The sequence below is a fragment of the Salmonella sp. 2020_1459 genome, assembly GCF_043847915.1.
In the GTDB taxonomy this organism is placed as follows: domain Bacteria; phylum Pseudomonadota; class Gammaproteobacteria; order Enterobacterales; family Enterobacteriaceae; genus Salmonella; species Salmonella enterica.
Genome location: NZ_JBCMFA010000007.1, coordinates 150,502 through 170,920 on the forward strand (window position 1 = coordinate 150,502; position 20,419 = coordinate 170,920).

At 49.0% G+C, this 20,419-nt stretch carries 16 protein-coding genes and 1 pseudogene; all 17 read left to right on the forward strand.

Annotation, left to right across the window (positions count from 1 at the left end):
• Nucleotide 1: 1 nt before the first annotated feature.
• Nucleotides 2–967 carry a GDP-L-fucose synthase gene (locus ACH0VJ_RS18005; protein WP_001041701.1) on the forward strand — a complete coding sequence of 322 codons (966 nt, stop codon included), beginning with the start codon at nt 2–4 and terminating at the stop codon, nt 965–967.
• Nucleotides 968–969: 2 nt separating this feature from the next.
• Nucleotides 970–1,443: a GDP-mannose mannosyl hydrolase gene (locus tag ACH0VJ_RS18010; RefSeq protein ID WP_001536445.1), complete on the forward strand. Its 474-nt coding sequence runs from the start codon at nt 970–972 to the stop codon at nt 1,441–1,443.
• On the forward strand, nt 1,440–2,663 hold the full coding sequence (gene wcaI / locus ACH0VJ_RS18015; protein ID WP_000699659.1) for a colanic acid biosynthesis fucosyltransferase WcaI: 1,224 nt from the start codon (nt 1,440–1,442) through the stop codon (nt 2,661–2,663). The genes ACH0VJ_RS18010 and wcaI overlap by 4 nt, the downstream gene beginning before the upstream one ends.
• Nucleotides 2,660–4,102 carry a mannose-1-phosphate guanyltransferase gene (gene cpsB, locus ACH0VJ_RS18020; RefSeq protein WP_000605946.1) on the forward strand — a complete coding sequence of 481 codons (1,443 nt, stop codon included), beginning with the start codon at nt 2,660–2,662 and terminating at the stop codon, nt 4,100–4,102. The genes wcaI and cpsB overlap by 4 nt, the downstream gene beginning before the upstream one ends.
• 110 nt (nt 4,103–4,212) lie before the next feature.
• Nucleotides 4,213–5,583 carry a colanic acid biosynthesis phosphomannomutase CpsG gene (gene cpsG, locus ACH0VJ_RS18025; RefSeq protein ID WP_000164193.1) on the forward strand — a complete coding sequence of 457 codons (1,371 nt, stop codon included), beginning with the start codon at nt 4,213–4,215 and terminating at the stop codon, nt 5,581–5,583.
• Between the two features lie 53 nt (nt 5,584–5,636).
• Nucleotides 5,637–7,031, forward strand: coding sequence for an undecaprenyl-phosphate glucose phosphotransferase (gene wcaJ, locus ACH0VJ_RS18030; RefSeq protein ID WP_000183165.1), 1,395 nt, complete (start codon nt 5,637–5,639; stop codon nt 7,029–7,031).
• A 131-nt stretch (nt 7,032–7,162) separates the two neighbouring features.
• Entirely contained in the window at nt 7,163–8,641 is a 1,479-nt protein-coding gene (gene wzxC, locus ACH0VJ_RS18035; RefSeq protein WP_000058681.1) for a colanic acid undecaprenyl disphosphate flippase WzxC, read from the forward strand.
• A 21-nt stretch (nt 8,642–8,662) separates the two neighbouring features.
• Complete coding sequence (gene wcaK / locus ACH0VJ_RS18040) at nt 8,663–9,943, forward strand: colanic acid biosynthesis pyruvyl transferase WcaK (protein WP_000770906.1); 1,281 nt, start codon at nt 8,663–8,665, stop codon at nt 9,941–9,943.
• On the forward strand, nt 9,940–11,160 hold the full coding sequence (gene wcaL, locus ACH0VJ_RS18045; RefSeq protein WP_000868518.1) for a colanic acid biosynthesis glycosyltransferase WcaL: 1,221 nt from the start codon (nt 9,940–9,942) through the stop codon (nt 11,158–11,160). Before wcaK ends, wcaL begins: the two co-directional genes overlap by 4 nt.
• Nucleotides 11,161–11,170: 10 nt before the next feature.
• Nucleotides 11,171–12,574, forward strand: a complete 1,404-nt coding sequence (gene wcaM / locus ACH0VJ_RS18050) for a colanic acid biosynthesis protein WcaM (RefSeq protein ID WP_079833545.1) — start codon at nt 11,171–11,173, stop codon at nt 12,572–12,574.
• 177 nt (nt 12,575–12,751) lie between these two features.
• Nucleotides 12,752–13,645 carry a GalU regulator GalF gene (gene galF / locus ACH0VJ_RS18055; protein WP_000981469.1) on the forward strand — a complete coding sequence of 298 codons (894 nt, stop codon included), beginning with the start codon at nt 12,752–12,754 and terminating at the stop codon, nt 13,643–13,645.
• A gap of 384 nt (nt 13,646–14,029) precedes the next feature.
• Nucleotides 14,030–15,109: an EpsG family protein gene (locus ACH0VJ_RS18060; RefSeq protein WP_000642134.1), complete on the forward strand. Its 1,080-nt coding sequence runs from the start codon at nt 14,030–14,032 to the stop codon at nt 15,107–15,109.
• Nucleotides 15,109–16,110: a glycosyltransferase family 1 protein gene (locus tag ACH0VJ_RS18065; protein ID WP_000924685.1), complete on the forward strand. Its 1,002-nt coding sequence runs from the start codon at nt 15,109–15,111 to the stop codon at nt 16,108–16,110. The genes ACH0VJ_RS18060 and ACH0VJ_RS18065 overlap by 1 nt, the downstream gene beginning before the upstream one ends.
• On the forward strand, nt 16,094–17,101 hold the full coding sequence (locus ACH0VJ_RS18070; protein ID WP_001536394.1) for a glycosyltransferase: 1,008 nt from the start codon (nt 16,094–16,096) through the stop codon (nt 17,099–17,101). Before ACH0VJ_RS18065 ends, ACH0VJ_RS18070 begins: the two co-directional genes overlap by 17 nt.
• Entirely contained in the window at nt 17,088–18,287 is a 1,200-nt protein-coding gene (locus ACH0VJ_RS18075; RefSeq protein WP_000415708.1) for a glycosyltransferase, read from the forward strand. The genes ACH0VJ_RS18070 and ACH0VJ_RS18075 overlap by 14 nt, the downstream gene beginning before the upstream one ends.
• Nucleotides 18,284–19,702, forward strand: coding sequence for a mannose-1-phosphate guanylyltransferase/mannose-6-phosphate isomerase (locus ACH0VJ_RS18080; protein ID WP_000632420.1), 1,419 nt, complete (start codon nt 18,284–18,286; stop codon nt 19,700–19,702). Before ACH0VJ_RS18075 ends, ACH0VJ_RS18080 begins: the two co-directional genes overlap by 4 nt.
• Nucleotides 19,703–19,716: 14 nt before the next feature.
• Nucleotides 19,717–20,419, forward strand: a pseudogene (gene cpsG, locus ACH0VJ_RS18085) (colanic acid biosynthesis phosphomannomutase CpsG); the annotation flags it as partial.

Sequence of the window (20,419 nt, forward strand, 5' to 3'; positions counted from 1 at the left end):
AATGAACAAGCAACGAATTTTTGTGGCGGGCCATCGCGGAATGGTGGGCTCCGCCATTGTACGGCAGCTTGCGCAGCGCGGCGACGTGGAACTGGTGCTGCGCACCCGCGATGAGCTGGATCTGCTCGACGGGCGTGCGGTACAGGCGTTCTTTGCCGGGGCGGGTATCGACCAGGTTTATCTGGCGGCGGCGAAAGTGGGCGGCATTGTCGCCAACAACACGTATCCGGCGGATTTTATTTATGAAAACATGATGATAGAGAGCAACATTATTCACGCCGCGCACCTGCACAACGTGAACAAACTGCTGTTTCTCGGTTCGTCCTGTATCTATCCGAAACTGGCAAGGCAGCCGATGGCGGAAAGCGAGCTGCTGCAGGGGACGCTGGAGCCGACCAACGAGCCGTACGCCATCGCCAAGATCGCCGGGATTAAACTGTGCGAGTCCTACAACCGGCAGTACGGTCGCGACTACCGTTCGGTGATGCCGACCAACCTGTACGGCCCGCATGACAATTTCCATCCGGACAATTCACATGTGATCCCGGCGCTGCTGCGCCGCTTTCATGAGGCTGCGCAGAGCCACGCGCCGGAGGTGGTGGTGTGGGGCAGCGGCACGCCGATGCGCGAATTTCTGCACGTTGACGATATGGCGGCGGCCAGTATTCACGTGATGGAGCTGGCGCGCGAAGTGTGGCAGGAGAACACTGCCCCGATGCTGTCGCACATTAACGTCGGCACTGGCGTGGACTGCACCATCCGCGAGCTGGCGCAGACCATCGCAAAGGTGGTGGGTTACCAGGGCCGGGTGGTGTTCGACGCCGCGAAGCCGGACGGCACGCCGCGTAAATTGCTCGACGTCACGCGCCTGCATCAGCTTGGCTGGTATCACGAAATTTCACTGGAGGCAGGGCTTGCCGGTACTTACCAGTGGTTCCTTGAGAATCAGCAACGGTTCCGGGGGTGACAATGTTTTTACGTCAGGAAGATTTCGCCGCCGTGGTGCGGGCCACGCCCCTCATCTCCCTCGATTTCATTGTGGAAAACGGCCAGGGGGAAATTTTACTGGGCCAGCGTCTCAACCGTCCGGCGCAGGGCTACTGGTTTGTGCCGGGGGGACGGGTGCGCAAAGACGAAACGCTGGAGGCCGCCTTTGCACGCCTGACGCAGGCGGAACTGGGCGTGCGTCTGCCGCTGGCGGCAGGGACGTTTTATGGCGTCTGGCAGCACTTCTATGACGACAACTTTTCCGGTGAGGATTTTTCAACTCACTACATCGTGCTCGGCTTTCGTCTGCGCGTGACGGAGAGCGATTTACGCCTGCCTGATGCCCAGCATGGCAGTTACCGCTGGCTGACGCCGGAACAGCTTCTGGCAAGCGACAATGTTCATGAGAACAGTCGGGCCTACTTCCTTCCTGACGCGCCGGCGGTGGGCCTATGAAGATCCTGGTCTATGGCATTAACTATTCGCCGGAACTGACCGGTATCGGCAAATATACCGGCGAAATGGTGGCGTGGATGGCGCGGGAAGGCCATGAGGTGCGGGTCATTACTGCGCCGCCGTACTACCCGCAGTGGAAGGTCGGCGAGCGCTATTCCGCCTGGCGCTATCGCCGGGAAGAGGGCGAGGCTACCGTCTGGCGCTGCCCGCTGTATGTGCCGAAACAGCCCTCCACCTTAAAACGGTTGCTTCATCTTGGGAGCTTTGCATTGAGCAGTTTTTTCCCACTGATGGCGCAGCGTCGCTGGAAGCCGGATCGGATTATCGGCGTTGTACCGACGCTCTTTTGTACGCCGGGAATGCGCCTGCTGGCGACACTCTCCGGCGCGCGTACCGTACTGCATATTCAGGATTACGAAGTGGACGCCATGCTCGGCTTAGGAATGGCGGGAAAAGGCAAGCGCGGCAGCGTAGCGCGGTTAGCGACGGTCTTTGAACGCAGTGCGCTGCGTAACGTTGATAATGTTTCGACCATCTCTCGCTCCATGATGAATAAAGCGCGGGAAAAGGGCGTCGCGGCGGAAAAAATCCTCTTTTTTCCGAACTGGTCGGAAGTGGCGCGCTTTCAGGACGTTAATGACGCTGACGTGACGGCTTTGCGTCAGCAGCTTGGCTTGCCAGAGGGCAAAAAAATTGTGCTCTATTCCGGCAATATCGGCGAAAAGCAAGGGCTGGAAAAGGTAATTGACGCCGCGGAACGATTACGCGATCGACCGTTGATTTTTGCGATTGTCGGCCAGGGGGGCGGCAAGGCGCGGTTGGAGAACATGGCCCGCGAACGCGGCCTGCCAAATATTAAATTCCTCCCGCTGCAGCCTTACGACGCCTTACCCGCGCTGCTGAAAATGGGCGACTGCCATCTGGTGGTGCAAAAGCGCGGCGCAGCGGATGCGGTACTGCCCTCCAAGCTGACTAACATTCTGGCGGTCGGCGGTAATGCGGTGATTACCGCTGAGCCGCACACCGAATTAGGACAACTTTGCGCGCGCTATCCGGGCATCGCCGTTTGCGTGGAACCGGAATCGACCGACGCGCTGGTCGACGGGATTAGCCAGGCGCTCGCCATGCCGAAAAACAACATGACGGCACGTGAATACGCCGAACGCACGCTCAATAAAGAGAACGTGCTACGCCAATTTATTGCAGATATTCGGGGATGATAATGCGTCAGACAAAACTTTACCCGGTTGTGATGGCCGGTGGCTCCGGTAGCCGATTGTGGCCGCTTTCTCGCGTGCTTTATCCAAAACAGTTTCTGTGCCTGAAAGGCGATCTCACCATGCTGCAAACCACCATTTGCCGTCTGAACGGCGTGGAGTGCGAAAGCCCGGTGGTGATCTGCAACGAACAGCACCGTTTTATCGTTGCCGAACAGCTCCGCCAGCTCAATAAGCTGACGGAGAACATTATTCTTGAGCCCGCCGGGCGCAATACCGCGCCGGCGATTGCGCTGGCGGCGCTGGCGGCGACGCGCCAGCATACGGACTGCGATCCGCTGATGCTGGTACTGGCGGCGGATCATGCGATCGCCAATGAAGAGGCCTTCCGCGACGCGGTGCGCGGCGCCATGCCCTATGCCGACGCGGGCAAACTGGTGACCTTCGGTATCGTGCCGGATCTGCCGGAAACCGGCTATGGCTATATCCGGCGTGGTGATGTCGTGCCGGGCGCGACGGATGCGGTGGCTTTTGAGGTGGCGCAGTTCGTTGAGAAGCCGGGGCTGGAAACCGCTCAGGCCTACGTCGCCAGCGGCGATTACTACTGGAACAGCGGCATGTTTCTGTTCCGTGCCGGACGCTATCTGGAAGAGCTGAAAAAGTTCCGCCCCGATATTCTGGCCGCCTGTGAACAGGCGATGCGCGGCGTCGATCCGGATCTTGACTTCATTCGTGTGGATGAAGAGGCCTTCCTCGCCTGTCCGGAAGAGTCCATTGACTACGCGGTGATGGAGCGGACGGCGGACGCGGTGGTGATGCCAATGGACGCGGGCTGGAGCGATGTCGGCTCGTGGTCCTCGCTGTGGGAAATCAGCGCCCACACCCCGGAGGGAAACGTCCACCACGGCGACGTCATCAGCCATAAAACGGAAAACAGCTACGTTTACGCCGAATCCGGCCTGGTGACCACCGTCGGCGTGAAGGATCTGGTGGTGGTGCAGACCAAAGACGCCGTGCTGATTGCCGATCGCCACGCGGTGCAGGACGTGAAAAAGGTGGTGGAGAAGATCAAGGCCGACGGACGCCATGAGCACCATATGCACCGCGAGGTTTACCGTCCGTGGGGCAAATACGACTCCATCGACGCGGGCGAGCGCTATCAGGTGAAGCGCATTACCGTCAAGCCGGGGGAAGGACTGTCGGTGCAGATGCACCATCACCGCGCCGAGCACTGGGTGGTGGTGGCGGGGACCGCCAGAGTCACCATCAACGGCGAGGTTAAGCTGCTCGGTGAAAACGAGTCCATCTATATTCCGCTGGGGGCGACCCACTGCCTGGAAAATCCGGGAAAAATACCGCTCGATTTAATTGAAGTGCGTTCCGGCTCGTATCTCGAAGAGGACGACGTGGTGCGGTTCGAGGATCGTTACGGGCGGGTCTGACGCCTGCAATTATGCCCGGTAAGCGCAACGCGCCATCCGGCAATGAATAACAATAACGATGCTGGCCATTTACGGTCAGGGCTAACTGTTGCCTGAAGAAGGGGAAGCACATGACAAAATTAACCTGTTTCAAGGCCTACGACATTCGCGGCAGGCTGGGCGAAGAGCTCAATGAAGATATCGCGTGGCGGATTGGCCGCGCTTACGGCGAATATTTAAAACCGAAAACCATCGTGCTGGGCGGCGACGTGCGTCTGACCAGCGAGGCGCTGAAGCTGGCGCTGGCGAAAGGGTTACAGGACGCGGGTGTCGACGTGCTGGATATCGGTATGTCCGGCACCGAAGAGATTTACTTCGCCACCTTCCACCTCGGCGTGGACGGCGGTATTGAGGTGACCGCCAGCCATAACCCGATGGACTACAACGGTATGAAGCTGGTACGCGAGGGCGCCCGCCCGATAAGCGGCGACACCGGTCTGCGCGACGTTCAGCGTCTGGCGGAAGCGGGCGACTTCCCGCCGGTGAACGAGGCCGCGCGCGGCAGCTACAGACAAATCAGCCTGCGCGACGCCTACATCGACCACCTGCTCGGCTATATCAGCGTCAGCAATCTCACCCCGCTGAAGCTGGTGTTTAACGCCGGCAACGGCGCGGCGGGGCCGGTCATTGACGCCATCGAAGCGCGCCTGAAGGCGCTGGGCGCGCCGGTGGAGTTCATCAAAATCCACAACACCCCGGACGGCACCTTCCCGAACGGCATTCCCAACCCGTTGCTGCCGGAGTGTCGCGACGACACCCGCAAGGCCGTTATTGAACACGGGGCGGACATGGGCATCGCCTTTGACGGCGACTTCGACCGCTGCTTCCTGTTCGATGAGAAAGGGCAGTTTATCGAGGGGTACTACATCGTCGGGCTGCTGGCGGAAGCGTTTCTGGAAAAACACCCGGGGGCGAAGATTATCCACGACCCGCGCCTGACCTGGAACACGGAGGCAGTGGTGACGGCGGCGGGCGGGACGCCGGTGATGTCAAAAACCGGGCACGCCTTTATCAAGGAGCGGATGCGTACGGAGGATGCCATTTATGGCGGGGAAATGAGCGCGCATCACTATTTTCGTGATTTTGCCTACTGCGACAGCGGGATGATCCCGTGGCTGCTGGTGGCGGAGCTGGTGTGCCTGAAGGGACAGTCGCTGGGTGAGCTGGTCCGCGACCGGATGGCGGCGTTTCCGGCGAGCGGGGAAATCAACAGCAGGCTGGCGGAGCCGGCGGCGGCCATTACGCGGGTGGAAGCGCACTTTGCGGAAGAGGCGCAGGCAGTGGACCGCACGGACGGTCTCAGCATGTCGTTCGCCAACTGGCGTTTCAACCTGCGCTCGTCAAACACCGAACCGGTGGTGCGCCTGAATGTGGAATCACGCGGCGATATTCCGCTGATGGAAGCGCGAACACGCACTCTGCTGGCGCTGCTGAATCAGTAACGTCAGATCTCCCCTTACCGCCTGCGGGTAAGGGGCCAATCACAGGAACAACGATGACAAATCTAAAAAAGCGCGAACGAGCCAAAACCAATGCATCGTTAATCTCTATGGTGCAACGCTTTTCAGATATCACCATCATGTTTGGCGGGCTGTGGTTCATCTGTGAAGTCAGTGGACTGCCATTCCTGTACATGCACCTGTTGGTGGCGCTGATTACGCTGGTTGTTTTTCAAATGCTGGGCGGGATGACCGATTTTTATCGCTCCTGGCGCGGCGTCAAAATGTCGACAGAGTTAACGCTGTTACTGCAAAACTGGACGCTGAGCCTGATCTTCAGCGCCGGTCTGGTGGCGTTTAATGACGACTTTGACAACCGCCTCGCCACCTGGCTGGCCTGGTATGCGCTGTCCAGCCTGGGCTTAGTGTTATGCCGTTCATTTATTCGTTTCGGCGCGGGCTGGCTACGCAATCGTGGTTATAACACTCGCCGGGTCGCCGTCGCCGGAGATTTGCCTGCGGGCCAGGCGTTGCTGGATAGCTTCCGTAATGAGCCGTGGCTGGGTTTTGAGGTGGTGGGCGTCTATCACGATCCCAAACCGGGCGGCGTCTCTGCTGACTGGGCCGGGAACTTTGAGCAGTTAATTGACGATGCGAAAGCCTCGCGAATTCACAATGTTTATATCGCCATGTCAATGAGCGACGGCTCCATGGTGAAAAAACTGGTGCGCGAGCTGGCCGACACCACCTGCTCGGTGATCCTTATTCCCGATGTGTTCACCTTTAATATTCTCCACTCGCGCGTGGAGGAGATGAGCGGCGTTCCGGTCGTTCCGCTATATGACACGCCGCTATCAGGGATTAACCGTCTGCTTAAACGGGCAGAGGATATCGTGCTGGCGTCGCTGATTCTGCTGCTCATCTCACCGGTACTGTGCTGTATTGCGCTGGCGGTCAAATTGAGCTCGCCCGGGCCGGTGATTTTCCGTCAGACGCGCTACGGGATGGACGGCAAGCCGATCAAAGTCTGGAAGTTCCGCTCAATGAAGGTGATGGAGAACGATAAGGTCGTTACCCAGGCGACGCAAAACGATCCGCGCGTTACCCGGGTAGGCAACTTTTTGCGTCGTACCTCGCTGGATGAATTACCGCAGTTTATCAACGTATTAACCGGTGGGATGTCTATCGTCGGTCCTCGCCCGCACGCGGTGGCGCATAACGAACAGTATCGTCAGTTGATTGAAGGTTACATGCTACGCCACAAGATGAAGCCGGGCATCACCGGCTGGGCGCAAATTAATGGCTGGCGCGGTGAGACCGATACGCTGGAGAAAATGGAAAAACGCGTGGAATTCGACCTGGAATACATCCGCGAATGGAGTATTTGGTTCGATATCAAAATCGTTTTTCTGACGATTTTTAAAGGGTTTGTTAATAAAGCGGCGTATTAAGAACCTGATCCACAAGGCTATTTACTTGCCATATCGAACCAGGGCAGCGTGTACGCTCCGGTTTTTCCGCGCTGTCCGTGTTCAATCTGGCTGCGCCAATGACGCCTTGTGAACAGGTTCTGGAGAAAAGAATGAGTTTACGACAAAAAACGATCAGCGGCGCTAAATGGTCGGCTATCGCCACGATAGTGATTATCGGTCTGGGGTTAATTCAGATGACGGTGCTGGCGCGGATCATCGACAACCACCAGTTTGGCCTGTTGACCGTCTCGCTGGTGATTATCGCGCTGGCCGACACGATCTCGGACTTTGGCATCGCGAACTCGATTATCCAGCGTAAAACGATTGGGCATCTGGAGCTGACCACGCTTTACTGGCTAAACGTTGGGCTTGGGATTGTGGTATTTGCGGTGGTCTTTTGGCTGAGCGATGCGATTGCCCATGTTTTGCATAACCCGGATCTCGCGCCGTTAATCAAAACGTTGTCGCTGGCGTTCATCGTGATCCCTCACGGGCAGCAGTTCCGCGCGCTGATGCAAAAAGAGCTGGAGTTCAATAAGATCGGCATGATCGAAACGACCTCCGTGCTGGCGGGGTTCACCTTTACGGTGATTAGCGCCCATTACTGGCCGCTGGCGTTAACCGCGATTCTCGGCTATCTGGTGAACAGCGCGGTGCGAACGCTGCTGTTTGGTTACTTTGGCCGCAAGATTTACCGTCCGGGGCTGCATTTTTCGCTGGCATCGGTGTCCACGAACCTGCGTTTTGGCGCGTGGCTGACGGCGGACAGTATCGTCAATTACATCAACACGAATTTATCGACGCTGGTACTGGCGAGAATTCTCGGCGCAAGCGTCGCCGGGGGATATAACCTCGCGTACAACGTGGCTGTTGTGCCGCCGGCGAAGCTTAACCCCATCATTACTCGCGTGCTATTTCCGGCATTCGCCAAAATCCAGGACGATACCGAGAAGCTGCGCGTCAACTTCTATAAGTTGCTTTCCGTGGTGGGAATTATCAATTTTCCCGCGCTGTTGGGCCTGATGGTAGTGGCGAACAATTTTGTGCCGTTAGTGTTTGGCGAGAAGTGGAACAGCATTATCCCGATCCTGCAATTGCTGTGCGTGGTGGGGCTGTTGCGCTCGGTCGGCAACCCGATTGGTTCGCTGCTGATGGCGAAAGCGCGCGTGGATATCAGCTTTAAGTTCAACGTCTTTAAAACGTTTCTGTTTATCCCGGCAATTCTCATTGGCGGCCATCTGGCGGGGGCGATTGGCGTGACGCTGGGGTTCCTGGTGGTGCAAATCATCAACACCATTCTGAGCTATTTCGTGATGATTAAGCCGGTACTCGGCTCCAGCTATCGTCAGTATATTCTCAGCCTGTGGCTACCGTTTTATCTCTCATTGCCAACATTTATTACCAGCTACGGCGCAGGAAAGCTGGTCGACGGTTATCTACCGTTGTCGGGGGTATTCGCACTACAGGTTATGGTCGGTATTTTGAGTTTTATTTTAATGATTATTTTTTCACGCAATGCGCTGGTGATGGAAATAAAAAATCAGCTTGTTGGCAGTGCAAAACTGAAAAAGTTATTACGTGTCGGATGACGGGGATATAAGAGGCTATTTATGAAATTATTAATTTTAGGCAACCACACATGCGGCAACCGTGGTGATAGCGCCATTATGCGCGGTTTGCTTGATGCCATCCGTCAACAGGCGCCAGAGGCGGAGATGGATGTGATGAGCCGTTTCCCGGTGAGTTCCGCCTGGTTGCAGGGGCGCCCGATTATTGCCGACCCGCTGTATCAGTTAAGCCAGAAACAGCAGGCGGCGGCAGGGCTTAACGGTCGGGTGAAAAAAGTATTACGCCGTCGTTTTCAGCATAAAATTTTATTGTCTAAAGTCGCCCAGGAAGGATCGCTGCGTAATTTTGCTATCGCGCCGGAATTTGCCGAATTCGCGCAATTTATTGCGCAGTATGACGCCGTCATTCAGGTGGGCGGTTCAAACTATGTCGACTTATACGGTTTGACTCACTTTGAATATCCGCTGTGCGCGTTTATGGCGAACAAACCAATTTATATGGTGGGACATAGCGTCGGCCCTTTCCAGAACCCTGACTTTAACCAGCTCGCCAATTATGTTTTTGGGCGCACCAGTGCGCTGATCCTGCGTGAAACCGTCAGCCGCGATCTGATGACCGCCGCGCAGATCGATACCCGGAAAGTGGAGCAGGGGGTGGATACCGCCTGGTTAGTCGAACGCCGTCACGACGAGTTTGTCGCCAGTTATGCTGTGCAGCACTGGCTGGACGTCACCGCGCGCCGCAAAACCGTCGCGATTACGTTGCGCGATCTGGAGCCGTTTGATAAACGCCTGGGCACCACTCAGCAGGTCTATGAGCAGGCATTTGCCCAGGTCGTGAATCGCCTGATTGCGGACGGTTATCAGGTACTGGCGCTGTCAACCTGCACCAGTATCGATCGCTATAACCGCGATGACCGGATGGTTGCGTTACGGATGGCGAAGTATGTAAACGACTCAGAGCATTTCCATATCGCGATGGACGAACTCAATGACGTGGAAATCGGAAAGATCCTCGCATCCTGCGTACTGACCATCGGGACGCGCCTGCATTCCGCCATTATCTCCATGAATTTTGGCACGCCCGCTATCGCCATTAATTATGAACATAAATCCGCCGGGATTATGCAGCAGCTAGGCCTGGCGGAATTGGCCATCGATATCCGTCACTTGCTGAACGGTTCATTACAAAGCGTGGTGGCCGATACGCTCAATCAATTGCCTGCGCTAAAGGCAAAAGTGGCTAACGCCGTCACCGAGGAGCGGGCGAAAGGGTTCACGATGATCAAATCCGTTCTCGACAGAATTCGGGAGGAACAATGAAAGTCAGCTTTTTTCTGCTGAAATTTCCACTCTCATCGGAAACCTTTGTGCTGAATCAGATTACTGCGTTTATTGATATGGGCCATGAGGTCGAGATTGTCGCGTTACAAAAAGGCGATACCCAACATACTCACGCCGCCTGGGAGAAGTATGGCCTGGCGGCGAAAACCCGCTGGTTACAGGATGAGCCCCAGGGACGGCTGGCGAAACTGCGCTACCGGGCATGTAAAACGCTGCCGGGGCTGCATCGGGCGGCGACCTGGAAAGCGCTCAATTTTACCCGCTATGGCGATGAATCACGCAATTTGATCCTTTCCGCGATTTGCGCGCAGGTGAGCCAGCCTTTTGTGGCGGATGTGTTCATCGCACACTTTGGTCCGGCGGGCGTGACGGCGGCCAAACTACGCGAACTGGGCGTGCTTCGCGGCAAAATCGCGACTATTTTCCACGGGATTGATATTTCCAGTCGCGAGGTACTCAGTCATTACACGCCGGAGTATCAGCAGCTGTTTCGTCGTGGCGATCTGATGCTGCCTATCAGCGATCTGTGGGCCGGTCGCCTGAAAAGTATGGGCTGTCCGCCGGAAAAGATTGCCGTTTCGCGCATGGGCGTCGACATGACGCGTTTTTCCCATCGTCCGGTGAAAGCGCCAGGGATGCCGCTGGAGATGATTTCCGTCGCGCGCCTGACAGAAAAAAAAGGCCTGCATGTGGCGATTGAAGCCTGTCGGCAACTGAAAGCACAGGGCGTGGCGTTTCGCTACCGCATTCTGGGGATTGGCCCGTGGGAACGTCGGCTGCGCACGCTCATCGAGCAGTATCAGCTAGAGGATGTCATTGAGATGTCGGGGTTTAAACCGAGCCATGAAGTGAAGGCGATGCTGGATGACGCCGATGTTTTTTTGCTGCCGTCGATTACCGGTACGGATGGCGATATGGAAGGTATTCCGGTGGCGCTGATGGAGGCAATGGCGGTAGGGATTCCCGTGGTATCTACCGTGCATAGCGGTATTCCGGAACTGGTGGAGGCCGGCAAATCCGGCTGGCTGGTGCCGGAAAACGATGCGCAGGCGCTGGCGGCCCGACTCGCTGAGTTCAGCCGGATTGACCACGACACGCTGGAGTCGGTGATCACGCGCGCCCGTGAAAAAGTGGCGCAAGATTTTAATCAGCAGGCGATTAATCGCCAGCTAGCCAGCCTGCTACAAACGATATAAACGAGGTGGTATGCCCGCGACTAAATTCTCCCGACGTACCCTCCTGACGGCAGGTTCTGCGCTTGCTGTTCTTCCTTTCCTGCGCGCCTTGCCGGTACAGGCGCGTGAACCTCGCGAGACCGTCGATATTAAGGATTATCCGGCGGATGACGGTATCGCCTCGTTCAAACAGGCCTTCGCCGACGGACAGACCGTGGTCGTACCGCCAGGATGGGTGTGTGAAAATATCAATGCGGCGATAACGATTCCGGCGGGAAAAACGCTGCGGGTACAGGGCGCGGTGCGTGGGAATGGCCGGGGACGGTTTATTTTGCAGGACGGGTGTCAGGTGGTGGGGGAGCAGGGCGGCAGTCTGCACAATGTGACGCTGGATGTTCGCGGGTCGGACTGTGTGATTAAAGGCGTGGCGATGAGCGGCTTTGGCCCCGTCGCGCAAATTTTCATCGGTGGTAAGGAACCGCAGGTGATGCGTAATCTCATTATCGATGACATCACCGTTACCCACGCCAACTACGCCATTCTCCGCCAGGGATTTCATAACCAAATGGACGGCGCGAGGATTACGCATAGCCGCTTTAGCGATTTACAGGGGGACGCCATTGAGTGGAATGTCGCGATTCACGACCGCGATATCCTGATTTCCGATCATGTCATCGAACGCATTGATTGTACCAATGGCAAAATCAACTGGGGGATCGGCATCGGGCTGGCGGGTAGCACCTATGACAACAGTTATCCTGAAGACCAGGCAGTAAAAAACTTTGTGGTGGTCAATATTACCGGATCTGATTGCCGACAGCTTGTGCACGTAGAAAATGGCAAACATTTCGTCATTCGCAATGTCAAAGCCAAAAACATCACGCCCGATTTCAGTAAAAATGCGGGTATTGATAACGCAACGATCGCAATTTATGGCTGTGATAATTTCGTCATTGATAATATTGATATGACGAATAGTGCCGGGATGCTCATCGGCTATGGCGTCGTTAAAGGAAAATACCTGTCAATTCCGCAAAACTTTAAATTAAACGCTATTCGGTTGGATAATCGCCAGGTTGCTTATAAATTACGCGGCATTCAAATTTCCTCCGGCAACACCCCCTCTTTTGTCGCCATCACCAATGTACGGATGACGCGTGCTACGCTGGAACTGCATAATCAACCGCAGCACCTCTTCCTGCGTAATATCAACGTGATGCAAACTTCAGCGATTGGCCCGGCGTTAAAAATGCATTTCGATTTGCGTAAAGATGTCCGTGGTCAATTTATGGCCCGCCAGGACACGCTGCTTTCCCTCGCTAATGTTCATGCCATCAATGAAAACGGGCAGAGTTCCGTGGATATCGACAGGATTAATCACCAAACCGTGAATGTCGAAGCAGTGAATTTTTCGCTGCCGAAGCGGGGAGGGTAAGTACCGCTATTTTTACGAAAATTCCTGGGAAAAAGTTGTTCATACTTAATGTTATGGTGCCGACTAAGACGTAATGTAAAGCGTGCCATCATTATCCCTGGCAGCAGAGTAATTCATGCTGGCGAAAACAAGCTAAAGAGCTATAATTCAGCAACCATTTTACAGGTGGAAGAAACAATGATGAATTTGAAAGCAGTTATACCGGTAGCGGGTTTGGGTATGCATATGTTGCCTGCCACCAAGGCAATCCCAAAAGAGATGCTACCGATCGTCGACAAGCCAATGATTCAGTACATTGTCGATGAGATTGTGGCTGCAGGGATCAAAGAAATCGTACTGGTGACTCACGCGTCTAAAAACGCCGTTGAGAACCACTTCGACACCTCTTATGAACTTGAATCACTTCTTGAACAGCGCGTTAAGCGTCAGCTTTTGGCGGAAGTGCAATCTATCTGCCCACCGGGCGTGACGATTATGAACGTTCGCCAGGCGCAGCCGTTAGGACTGGGGCATTCTATTCTGTGCGCGCGTCCGGTCGTGGGCGATAACCCTTTCATTGTGGTACTCCCGGATATTATTATTGATGATGCTACCGCCGATCCGCTGCGCTATAACCTTGCGGCGATGGTGGCGCGTTTCAATGAAACGGGTCGCAGCCAGGTGCTGGCGAAGCGCATGAAAGGTGATTTATCGGAGTATTCCGTTATCCAGACGAAAGAACCTCTGGATAATGAAGGCAAAGTCAGCCGGATTGTGGAGTTTATCGAAAAACCGGATCAGCCGCAGACGCTGGATTCCGATTTGATGGCGGTAGGCCGTTATGTGCTTTCAGCCGACATCTGGGCGGAACTGGAAAGAACCGAACCGGGCGCCTGGGGCCGTATCCAGCTCACCGATGCCATTGCAGAACTGGCGAAAAAACAGTCGGTTGACGCGATGCTAATGACGGGTGACAGCTATGACTGCGGTAAAAAAATGGGCTACATGCAGGCATTTGTGAAGTACGGGCTGCGCAACCTGAAAGAAGGAGCGAAGTTCCGTAAGAGCATAGAGCAGCTTTTGCATGAATAAGTATTAACAACCGTGATAAATGGTTGGTGATAAACATAATAACGGCAGTGAACATTCGAAGCGGCAAGTTGGCTGAAACGAGTGTTGACTGCCGTTTTAGTTTTGTATAAAGGGCTTAAGTAACAAGGGGTTATCTGGAGCATTTTAATGCTGATTTTATAAGATTAATCCTTGTTTCCGGATGCAATTAATAAGACAATTAGCGTTTAAGTTTTAGTGAGCTTTGCCCTGCCGGGCGAGGTCTGTAACAAGTCGATATGTACGCAGTGCACTGGTAGCTGATGAGCCAGGGGCGGTAGCGTGTCCTGAATAATTATAATATAGTATTTATAAAGATTATTTTTAGAAAACAATAAGAATAATTTTTTATTTGAGAGACTTAGCATGATATATTATATTTTTATTGTAATTTTTCCGTTCTTTTCATTTGTTAAGAATAAAAATATAAAAATTTACGCCTTGATGCTAAGTTTTTTATTTCTTGTCTCGTTTTGTTCTTTACGTTGGCAGACTGGTACTGATTGGCTCCCCTATTACGATGATTTCATGAGTCCAGGGAATCGACATGACTTTGAAATCGGGTATGTATTATACGTCAAATTAATAAGATATTTGACAGATAATTATACATTGTTTCTATTCACTACATCAATTATTCCTATCGCGTTAATATTCTGGGGATGCCTGAAAACACAAAAAAATATATCATTAACTATTCTTTCTGTTTGTGTTTTTTATAGTTATTATTATCTGGGGTCTTTTTTTGGGGCCGAAAGAAGAATTATTGCAATTGGGTTATCTTTTTTCGCTTTAATCCAATATAAAAGTAATAAAAAGGTGCAATCGCTTATTCTTATTCTATGTGCGTCGACATTTCATATCTCGTCTTTAGTTACCTTATCTGTTTTTTTAATCAATAAGTTATCTTTAAACTTATATAAAATATTACTTGTGCTTGGTGCCATTCTATCATTGCCTTTGTCACATTATTTATCAGATATAATTTCTTCCGTTATTAGTCTAATTCCTGTCGAAATTGTTCGCTATAAACTCACTGTTTATACTCAAAATGCACAAGAATATGGTTCCATAAGTATATCTGGAATTTTAAAAAGGGTGGTAATTTCTGCTATTTTTATTTACACATTATCTTTTGATATAAAAAATAATAAGGCAAATTTATTTTTGGTAAAAACATATTTATTTGGAACTATCATATATTTATTTTTATCTCCGATCTCAGCCATGTTCTCAGTAATTAGTATATATTTTACTATAGTCGAAATATTGTTGATTCCTGCAGTATTAGTGCGTGTAGGAATTTTTACACGGATTCCTGCTCTGATTTTTATAGTGATTTTTTATTTTGGCTATCAAGTTTACTCTATACTAGGGTCTTATCCTGAACTTTTCTATCCTTACATATCGGTATTTTCAGAAATTCAGCGTCAAGGTATTTACTAATGTTATTAATATATACGGGTTCGTATCCAGATGATAAATGTGGAGTAGGTGATTATGTTTATAATCTAAACCAAGAAATTAAAAAGAATTATACAGTTAACGTTGTCAAACTATCCTTATTCGAATTAATCTATAAAATAGTTTCTAATAGAAAAATTATCAAACTTATTAATATTCAATATCCATCGATTGGATTTTCGACAAACAAAATTGCGGCTTTTAAACCTCATGTTGCATTTATCTTAGCTAAGTTAGTTGGCTTAAAAACATCGATAACGCTACACGAATTTAGTAGTTTATCAAAGAGAGCTCAATATTTCCTAAAAATTTTTAAGCTTGCTGATTATATAATCTTTACAACTCAGTATGAGAAGAATATAGGTGAAAAAACATTATTTAATTCTGCAAAAACAAGACTAATTCCTATCGCATCTAACATACCTTCTTGCCAAAAGAAAGAAAAAAAATTTGATCTTGTTCATTTTGGTATAATTTCCAAAGGAAAGGGAATAGAAGAATTTATCTGGATTATTAAAGAACTTAATAAGAAAAATATTAAATTCCGCTCTGCCTTGATTGGTTATGTTCCTGGTGCTGACAATAGTTATGCCAATTTAATTATAGAACAGTGTACAGAACAAAAGTGCGAGTTACTTTTAAATAAATCAGCAGCCGAAATATCAAATCTGCTAGCTGAAACTGACATGGCTATATTACCATATCCCGATGGCATCTCAGAACGGAGAGGTACTGCCCTTGCTGCGATGATTAATCGAGTATTAGTATTTTCCCTAAGGGGGCAGTTTTCGTCTGAATTTGAAAATATTGCCGTATTAGGGAACGATAAAAATGATCTTTTGAGTAAGGTTTTATATTATATAAATAATACAGATAGCTTTGCCAAAATTAATGATAGTGCCTATGAGTACTCTGAAAAAAGAAATTGGCAGTCGATCGCTCAACTGTATATAGGACTAATAAACAATGATAGTAATAAATAATTATTTTAGTGGTGTTTTAAAAAGAGGAATACCGATTTATACTGAAGAGTTAGTTCTTCAAATGAAAAAGGACTCTATGCAAGTCTGTGAATTAACTTGTCCAAAAGTCCTATACCCTTTACCTGCTTTTATACATAATTTTTTATTCATATTCTATGAACAAATACTTACTCCGCTTATTGGACTTATATTAAAGTCAAAATTTAATATCTATCCATATAATAGTACATCAATTATAGACGCGTACTTGGGTAAATCAGTGGTTATTATTCATGATCTAATAAGCTTAAGAAAAAAGAACCATTCTTTATCCGCGAAATATGTGTCATATTGTATGCTCAAAGCATCACAATTAAAAGCCGATTATATATATATATCAAAAACAACTAAGCGTGTTATAGATAGCATTGAACTCTTTAAAAATTGTAAAGGCTATTATTTCCCAAACACATTTTTTCGTTTCGAGGAAATTGCGAAAAAAAATACGATTCTTGATCTTGGATATATATTATTGGTAACAGGGGTGGGTGATAATAAAGATCTCGATGGTGCTTTGAAATTATATTCATCTATTAGCAAGGATGAACGATTGCCGCTTAAAATATTAGGCTGTGGAAATGCCATAGAGAGGGTAAAAAAAATAATTGATGACCATAGAGTCCAAAGTGAAATTGAAGTTATTCCTTTCCTGGATCTTGATGATGTTGTAAGTCTTTATTGTAACTCTACCTTTATTTGGGCACATTCGAAATATGAGGGTTATGGAAGAGCTGTAGCAGAGGCTAAGTTGTCCCATAAAAAGATTTTATGTACACAAATATCAGCCTTTATGGAACAAAAAGATGAAAATGTATATCTTTATACTAATCAAAATGACTTTCACATCCAATATAAAGCTGTGTTAGCTAGCAAGTATAAAGATATCCATGGACAATTGATAGAACATGAAATTTTTAAATCCCAACTCGAGTTTTTATATGGAAAAAAGTAAAATACTCATCCTCACCCCACGATTTCCGTATCCAGTGGTAGGAGGGGATAGGTTAAGGATATATCGCATTTGTAAGGAATTGTCTAAATACTACACATTAGATTTGCTAAGTCTATGCGATAGTATCGAAGACTTAAATTTTATAGTAAAAAATGATCACGTCTTTGATAAAATTTTCCGGATCTATCATCCTAAAATAAAAAGTTATTTTAATGTATTAAAAGCATTACCTGGTAGAAAACCACTTCAGATAGCTTATTATAAAAATACTGAATTTGAAAATAAACTTAATGAGATAATTGGGAATTATGATTTGACTCTTTCTCATCTCATTCGTGTTGGTGATTACACTTTAAATAAGCCTGGCTTGCATATTCTTGAAATGACTGATGCAATTTCCTTAAATTATTCGCGTATAAAAAAAGAAGCTCCGAAAAATTCTTTAAAAAGCATCATTTACTCTATCGAACAAGAGCGATTATTAAAATATGAAAAAGAAGTTTATGGCCGCTATTCACTCATATCGTTAATATCAGAGGTTGACAAAAAATTCCTTTTTGGGAATAGGAATGATAACATTTTGGTTTGTAATAATGGAGTTGATCTTGAGGATTATCCTTTTACAAAGAGAGTCATTGAAAATACCAATATAATTAATCTTATTTTTATTGGGAACTTGTGTTCATTCCAAAATTTTGACGGAGTGAAATGGTTCGTAAAAAATATTCTACCATCAATAAATAAAAATAATAACGGTAAGAAATATATTTTCCACATTTTAGGTAAAATAAACAAAAGTGATAAACTATATTTACAAGGTTTTGAAAATGTTGTGGTGAGTGGCAGCGTTACAAATATGGCTGATGCGGCTAAAATAGGACATATCGGAATTTGCCCAGTTCGGTTTGGTGCAGGTGTACAAAATAAAATATTAGAATATATGGCTCTTGGACTTCCAACTATCACATCCCGAATGGGTTATGAGGGTATAGAAGCAAATATTGGTGAAGAGATATTAATTGCTGATAATAGTGATGAGTACTTGAAGTCGTTAGAAACTTTGAGTGAAAATTCTGTATATCAAATGATTGCTAAGAATGCGCGAAATTTTGTTGCGGAGAAATTTAATTGGTCAACGCGTTTATCAGTTTTGGTGAAAAATATTGAGAGGTTAACAGGAAAATGATTACACCAATAATTATGGCTGGGGGAAATGGAAGTCGGTTATGGCCACTTTCTCGAACGTTATATCCTAAACAGTTTTTATGTTTAGATGGCTCTCAAAGTATGCTTCAGACCACAATTACGCGAATTAATAATTTGAATGCTTCAGATCCTATTGTTATTTGTAATGAGCAGCACAGGTTTATTGTTGCAGAACAGCTTAAAGAATTATCTAAATCATCTGGCGATATAATTTTAGAACCTGTTGGACGTAACACGGCCCCTGCAGTAGCCTTGGCAGCTTTAAAATGCCTTAAGAAAAACGCTTTACTGTTAGTATTGGCTGCTGACCATATAATTAAGGACGAAGAAACGTTTTGTAAGACTATACAAGACGCTAGAAAATATGCCGAAGCAGGAAAATTAGTTACGTTTGGTATTGTACCTACCATGCCAGAGACAGGTTATGGTTATATACGGCGTGGGCAAGCTCTTTTCTCTGCAGAAAATGATTGTTCTTTGGCGTTTAGGGTGGCTGAATTTGTCGAAAAACCCAATCTAGAAACGGCTCAGAGTTATCTTGATTCTGGTGAGTATTACTGGAACAGCGGTATGTTTTTATTTAGGGCAGATCGATATATTGAAGAGTTAAAAAAATTTCGCCCTGATATTTATAAAGCTTGCTCATTAGCGATGGAATCTGCTGTTACGGATCTCGATTTCATTCGAGTGGATGAAGATTCATTTTGCGCTTGCCCGGATGAATCAATTGATTATGCAGTGATGGAAAAGACGAATGACGCGGTTGTCGTACCTTTAAATGCGGGTTGGAGTGATGTCGGTTCGTGGTCTTCTCTTTGGGAGATAAGTGATAAAGATAGTAATGGTAATGTGACTAAAGGCGATGTATTAAGCCACAATGCAGATAATTGCTATCTCCATGCAGAAACGGGTTTGGTAACCGCTGTTGGTGTCAAAGATCTTATAGTCGTGCAAACGAAAGATGCCGTTTTAGTTGCAAACACAAACTGTGTTCAAGATGTTAAGAAAATTGTTGAGAAAATTAAATTAGAAAATCGTCATGAGCATATAACTCATCGGGAAGTTTATAGACCATGGGGTAAATACGATTCAATCGATTTCGGTGAGCGTTATCAGGTAAAGAGAATCACTGTAAAACCCGGAGAAGGAATTTCAGAGCAGCAACATTATCATCGCGCGGAACACTGGATTATCGTTGCAGGTACCGCAAAAATAACCATAAAAGGTGAAGTGAAAATTTTAACTGAAAATGAATCCGTATATATTCCTGTCGGTGTTAAGCACTGCCTTGAAAACCCAGGGAAAATTGCACTTGAACTTATTGAAGTAAGATCCGGCGCATATTTAGGGGAGGATGATATTGTTCGTTTTTCAGATAAGTATGGTCGTAATTAAGGAATAACGTAATAATGAATAATTTAACTTGTTTTAAGGCCTACGACATTCGCGGCAGGCTGGGCGAAGAGCTCAATGAAGATATCGCGTGGCGGATTGGCCGCGCCTACGGCGAATATTTAAAACCGAAAACCATCGTGCTGGGCGGCGACGTGCGCCTGACCAGCGAGGCGCTGAAGATGGCGCTGGCAAAAGGGTTACAGGACGCGGGCGTCGACGTGCTGGATATCGGCATGTCCGGCACCGAAGAGATTTACTTCGCCACCTTCCACCTCGGCGTGGACGGCGGTATTGAGGTGACCGCCAGCCATAACCCGATGGACTACAACGGTATGAAGCTGGTGCGCGAGGGCGCCCGCCCGATAAGCGGCGACACCGGTCTGCGCGACGTTCAGCGTCTGGCAGAAGCGGGCAATTTCCCGCCGGTGAACGAGGCCGCGCGCGGCAGCTACAGACAAATCAGCCTGCGCGACGCCTACATCGACCACCTGCTCGGCTATATCAGTGTTAACAATCTCACCCCGCTGAAGCTGGTGGTGAATTCCGGCAACGGCGCGGCGGGGCCGGTCATTGACGCCATCGAAGCGCGTCTGAAGGCGCTGGGCGCGCCGGTGGAGTTCATCAAAATCCACAACACCCCGGACGGCACCTTCCCGAACGGCATTCCCAACCCGTTGCTGCCGGAGTGTCGCGACGACACCCGCAAGGCCGTTATTG

What these genes read in the sequence shown, in the direction of transcription:
- wzxC (WP_000058681.1), top strand. Translation starts at nt 7,163, where the DNA reads ATGAGTTTACGACAAAAAACGATCAGCGGCGCTAAATGGTCGGCTATC.
- wcaL (WP_000868518.1), top strand. Translation starts at nt 9,940, where the DNA reads ATGAAAGTCAGCTTTTTTCTGCTGAAATTTCCACTCTCATCGGAAACC.
- ACH0VJ_RS18070 (WP_001536394.1), top strand. Translation starts at nt 16,094, where the DNA reads ATGATAGTAATAAATAATTATTTTAGTGGTGTTTTAAAAAGAGGAATA.
- ACH0VJ_RS18060 (WP_000642134.1), top strand. Translation starts at nt 14,030, where the DNA reads ATGATATATTATATTTTTATTGTAATTTTTCCGTTCTTTTCATTTGTT.
- wcaK (WP_000770906.1), top strand. Translation starts at nt 8,663, where the DNA reads ATGAAATTATTAATTTTAGGCAACCACACATGCGGCAACCGTGGTGAT.
- wcaJ (WP_000183165.1), top strand. Translation starts at nt 5,637, where the DNA reads ATGACAAATCTAAAAAAGCGCGAACGAGCCAAAACCAATGCATCGTTA.
- galF (WP_000981469.1), top strand. Translation starts at nt 12,752, where the DNA reads ATGATGAATTTGAAAGCAGTTATACCGGTAGCGGGTTTGGGTATGCAT.
- wcaM (WP_079833545.1), top strand. Translation starts at nt 11,171, where the DNA reads ATGCCCGCGACTAAATTCTCCCGACGTACCCTCCTGACGGCAGGTTCT.
- wcaI (WP_000699659.1), top strand. Translation starts at nt 1,440, where the DNA reads ATGAAGATCCTGGTCTATGGCATTAACTATTCGCCGGAACTGACCGGT.
- ACH0VJ_RS18080 (WP_000632420.1), top strand. Translation starts at nt 18,284, where the DNA reads ATGATTACACCAATAATTATGGCTGGGGGAAATGGAAGTCGGTTATGG.
- ACH0VJ_RS18005 (WP_001041701.1), top strand. Translation starts at nt 2, where the DNA reads ATGAACAAGCAACGAATTTTTGTGGCGGGCCATCGCGGAATGGTGGGC.
- ACH0VJ_RS18010 (WP_001536445.1), top strand. Translation starts at nt 970, where the DNA reads ATGTTTTTACGTCAGGAAGATTTCGCCGCCGTGGTGCGGGCCACGCCC.
- ACH0VJ_RS18075 (WP_000415708.1), top strand. Translation starts at nt 17,088, where the DNA reads ATGGAAAAAAGTAAAATACTCATCCTCACCCCACGATTTCCGTATCCA.
- ACH0VJ_RS18065 (WP_000924685.1), top strand. Translation starts at nt 15,109, where the DNA reads ATGTTATTAATATATACGGGTTCGTATCCAGATGATAAATGTGGAGTA.
- cpsG (WP_000164193.1), top strand. Translation starts at nt 4,213, where the DNA reads ATGACAAAATTAACCTGTTTCAAGGCCTACGACATTCGCGGCAGGCTG.
- cpsB (WP_000605946.1), top strand. Translation starts at nt 2,660, where the DNA reads ATGATAATGCGTCAGACAAAACTTTACCCGGTTGTGATGGCCGGTGGC.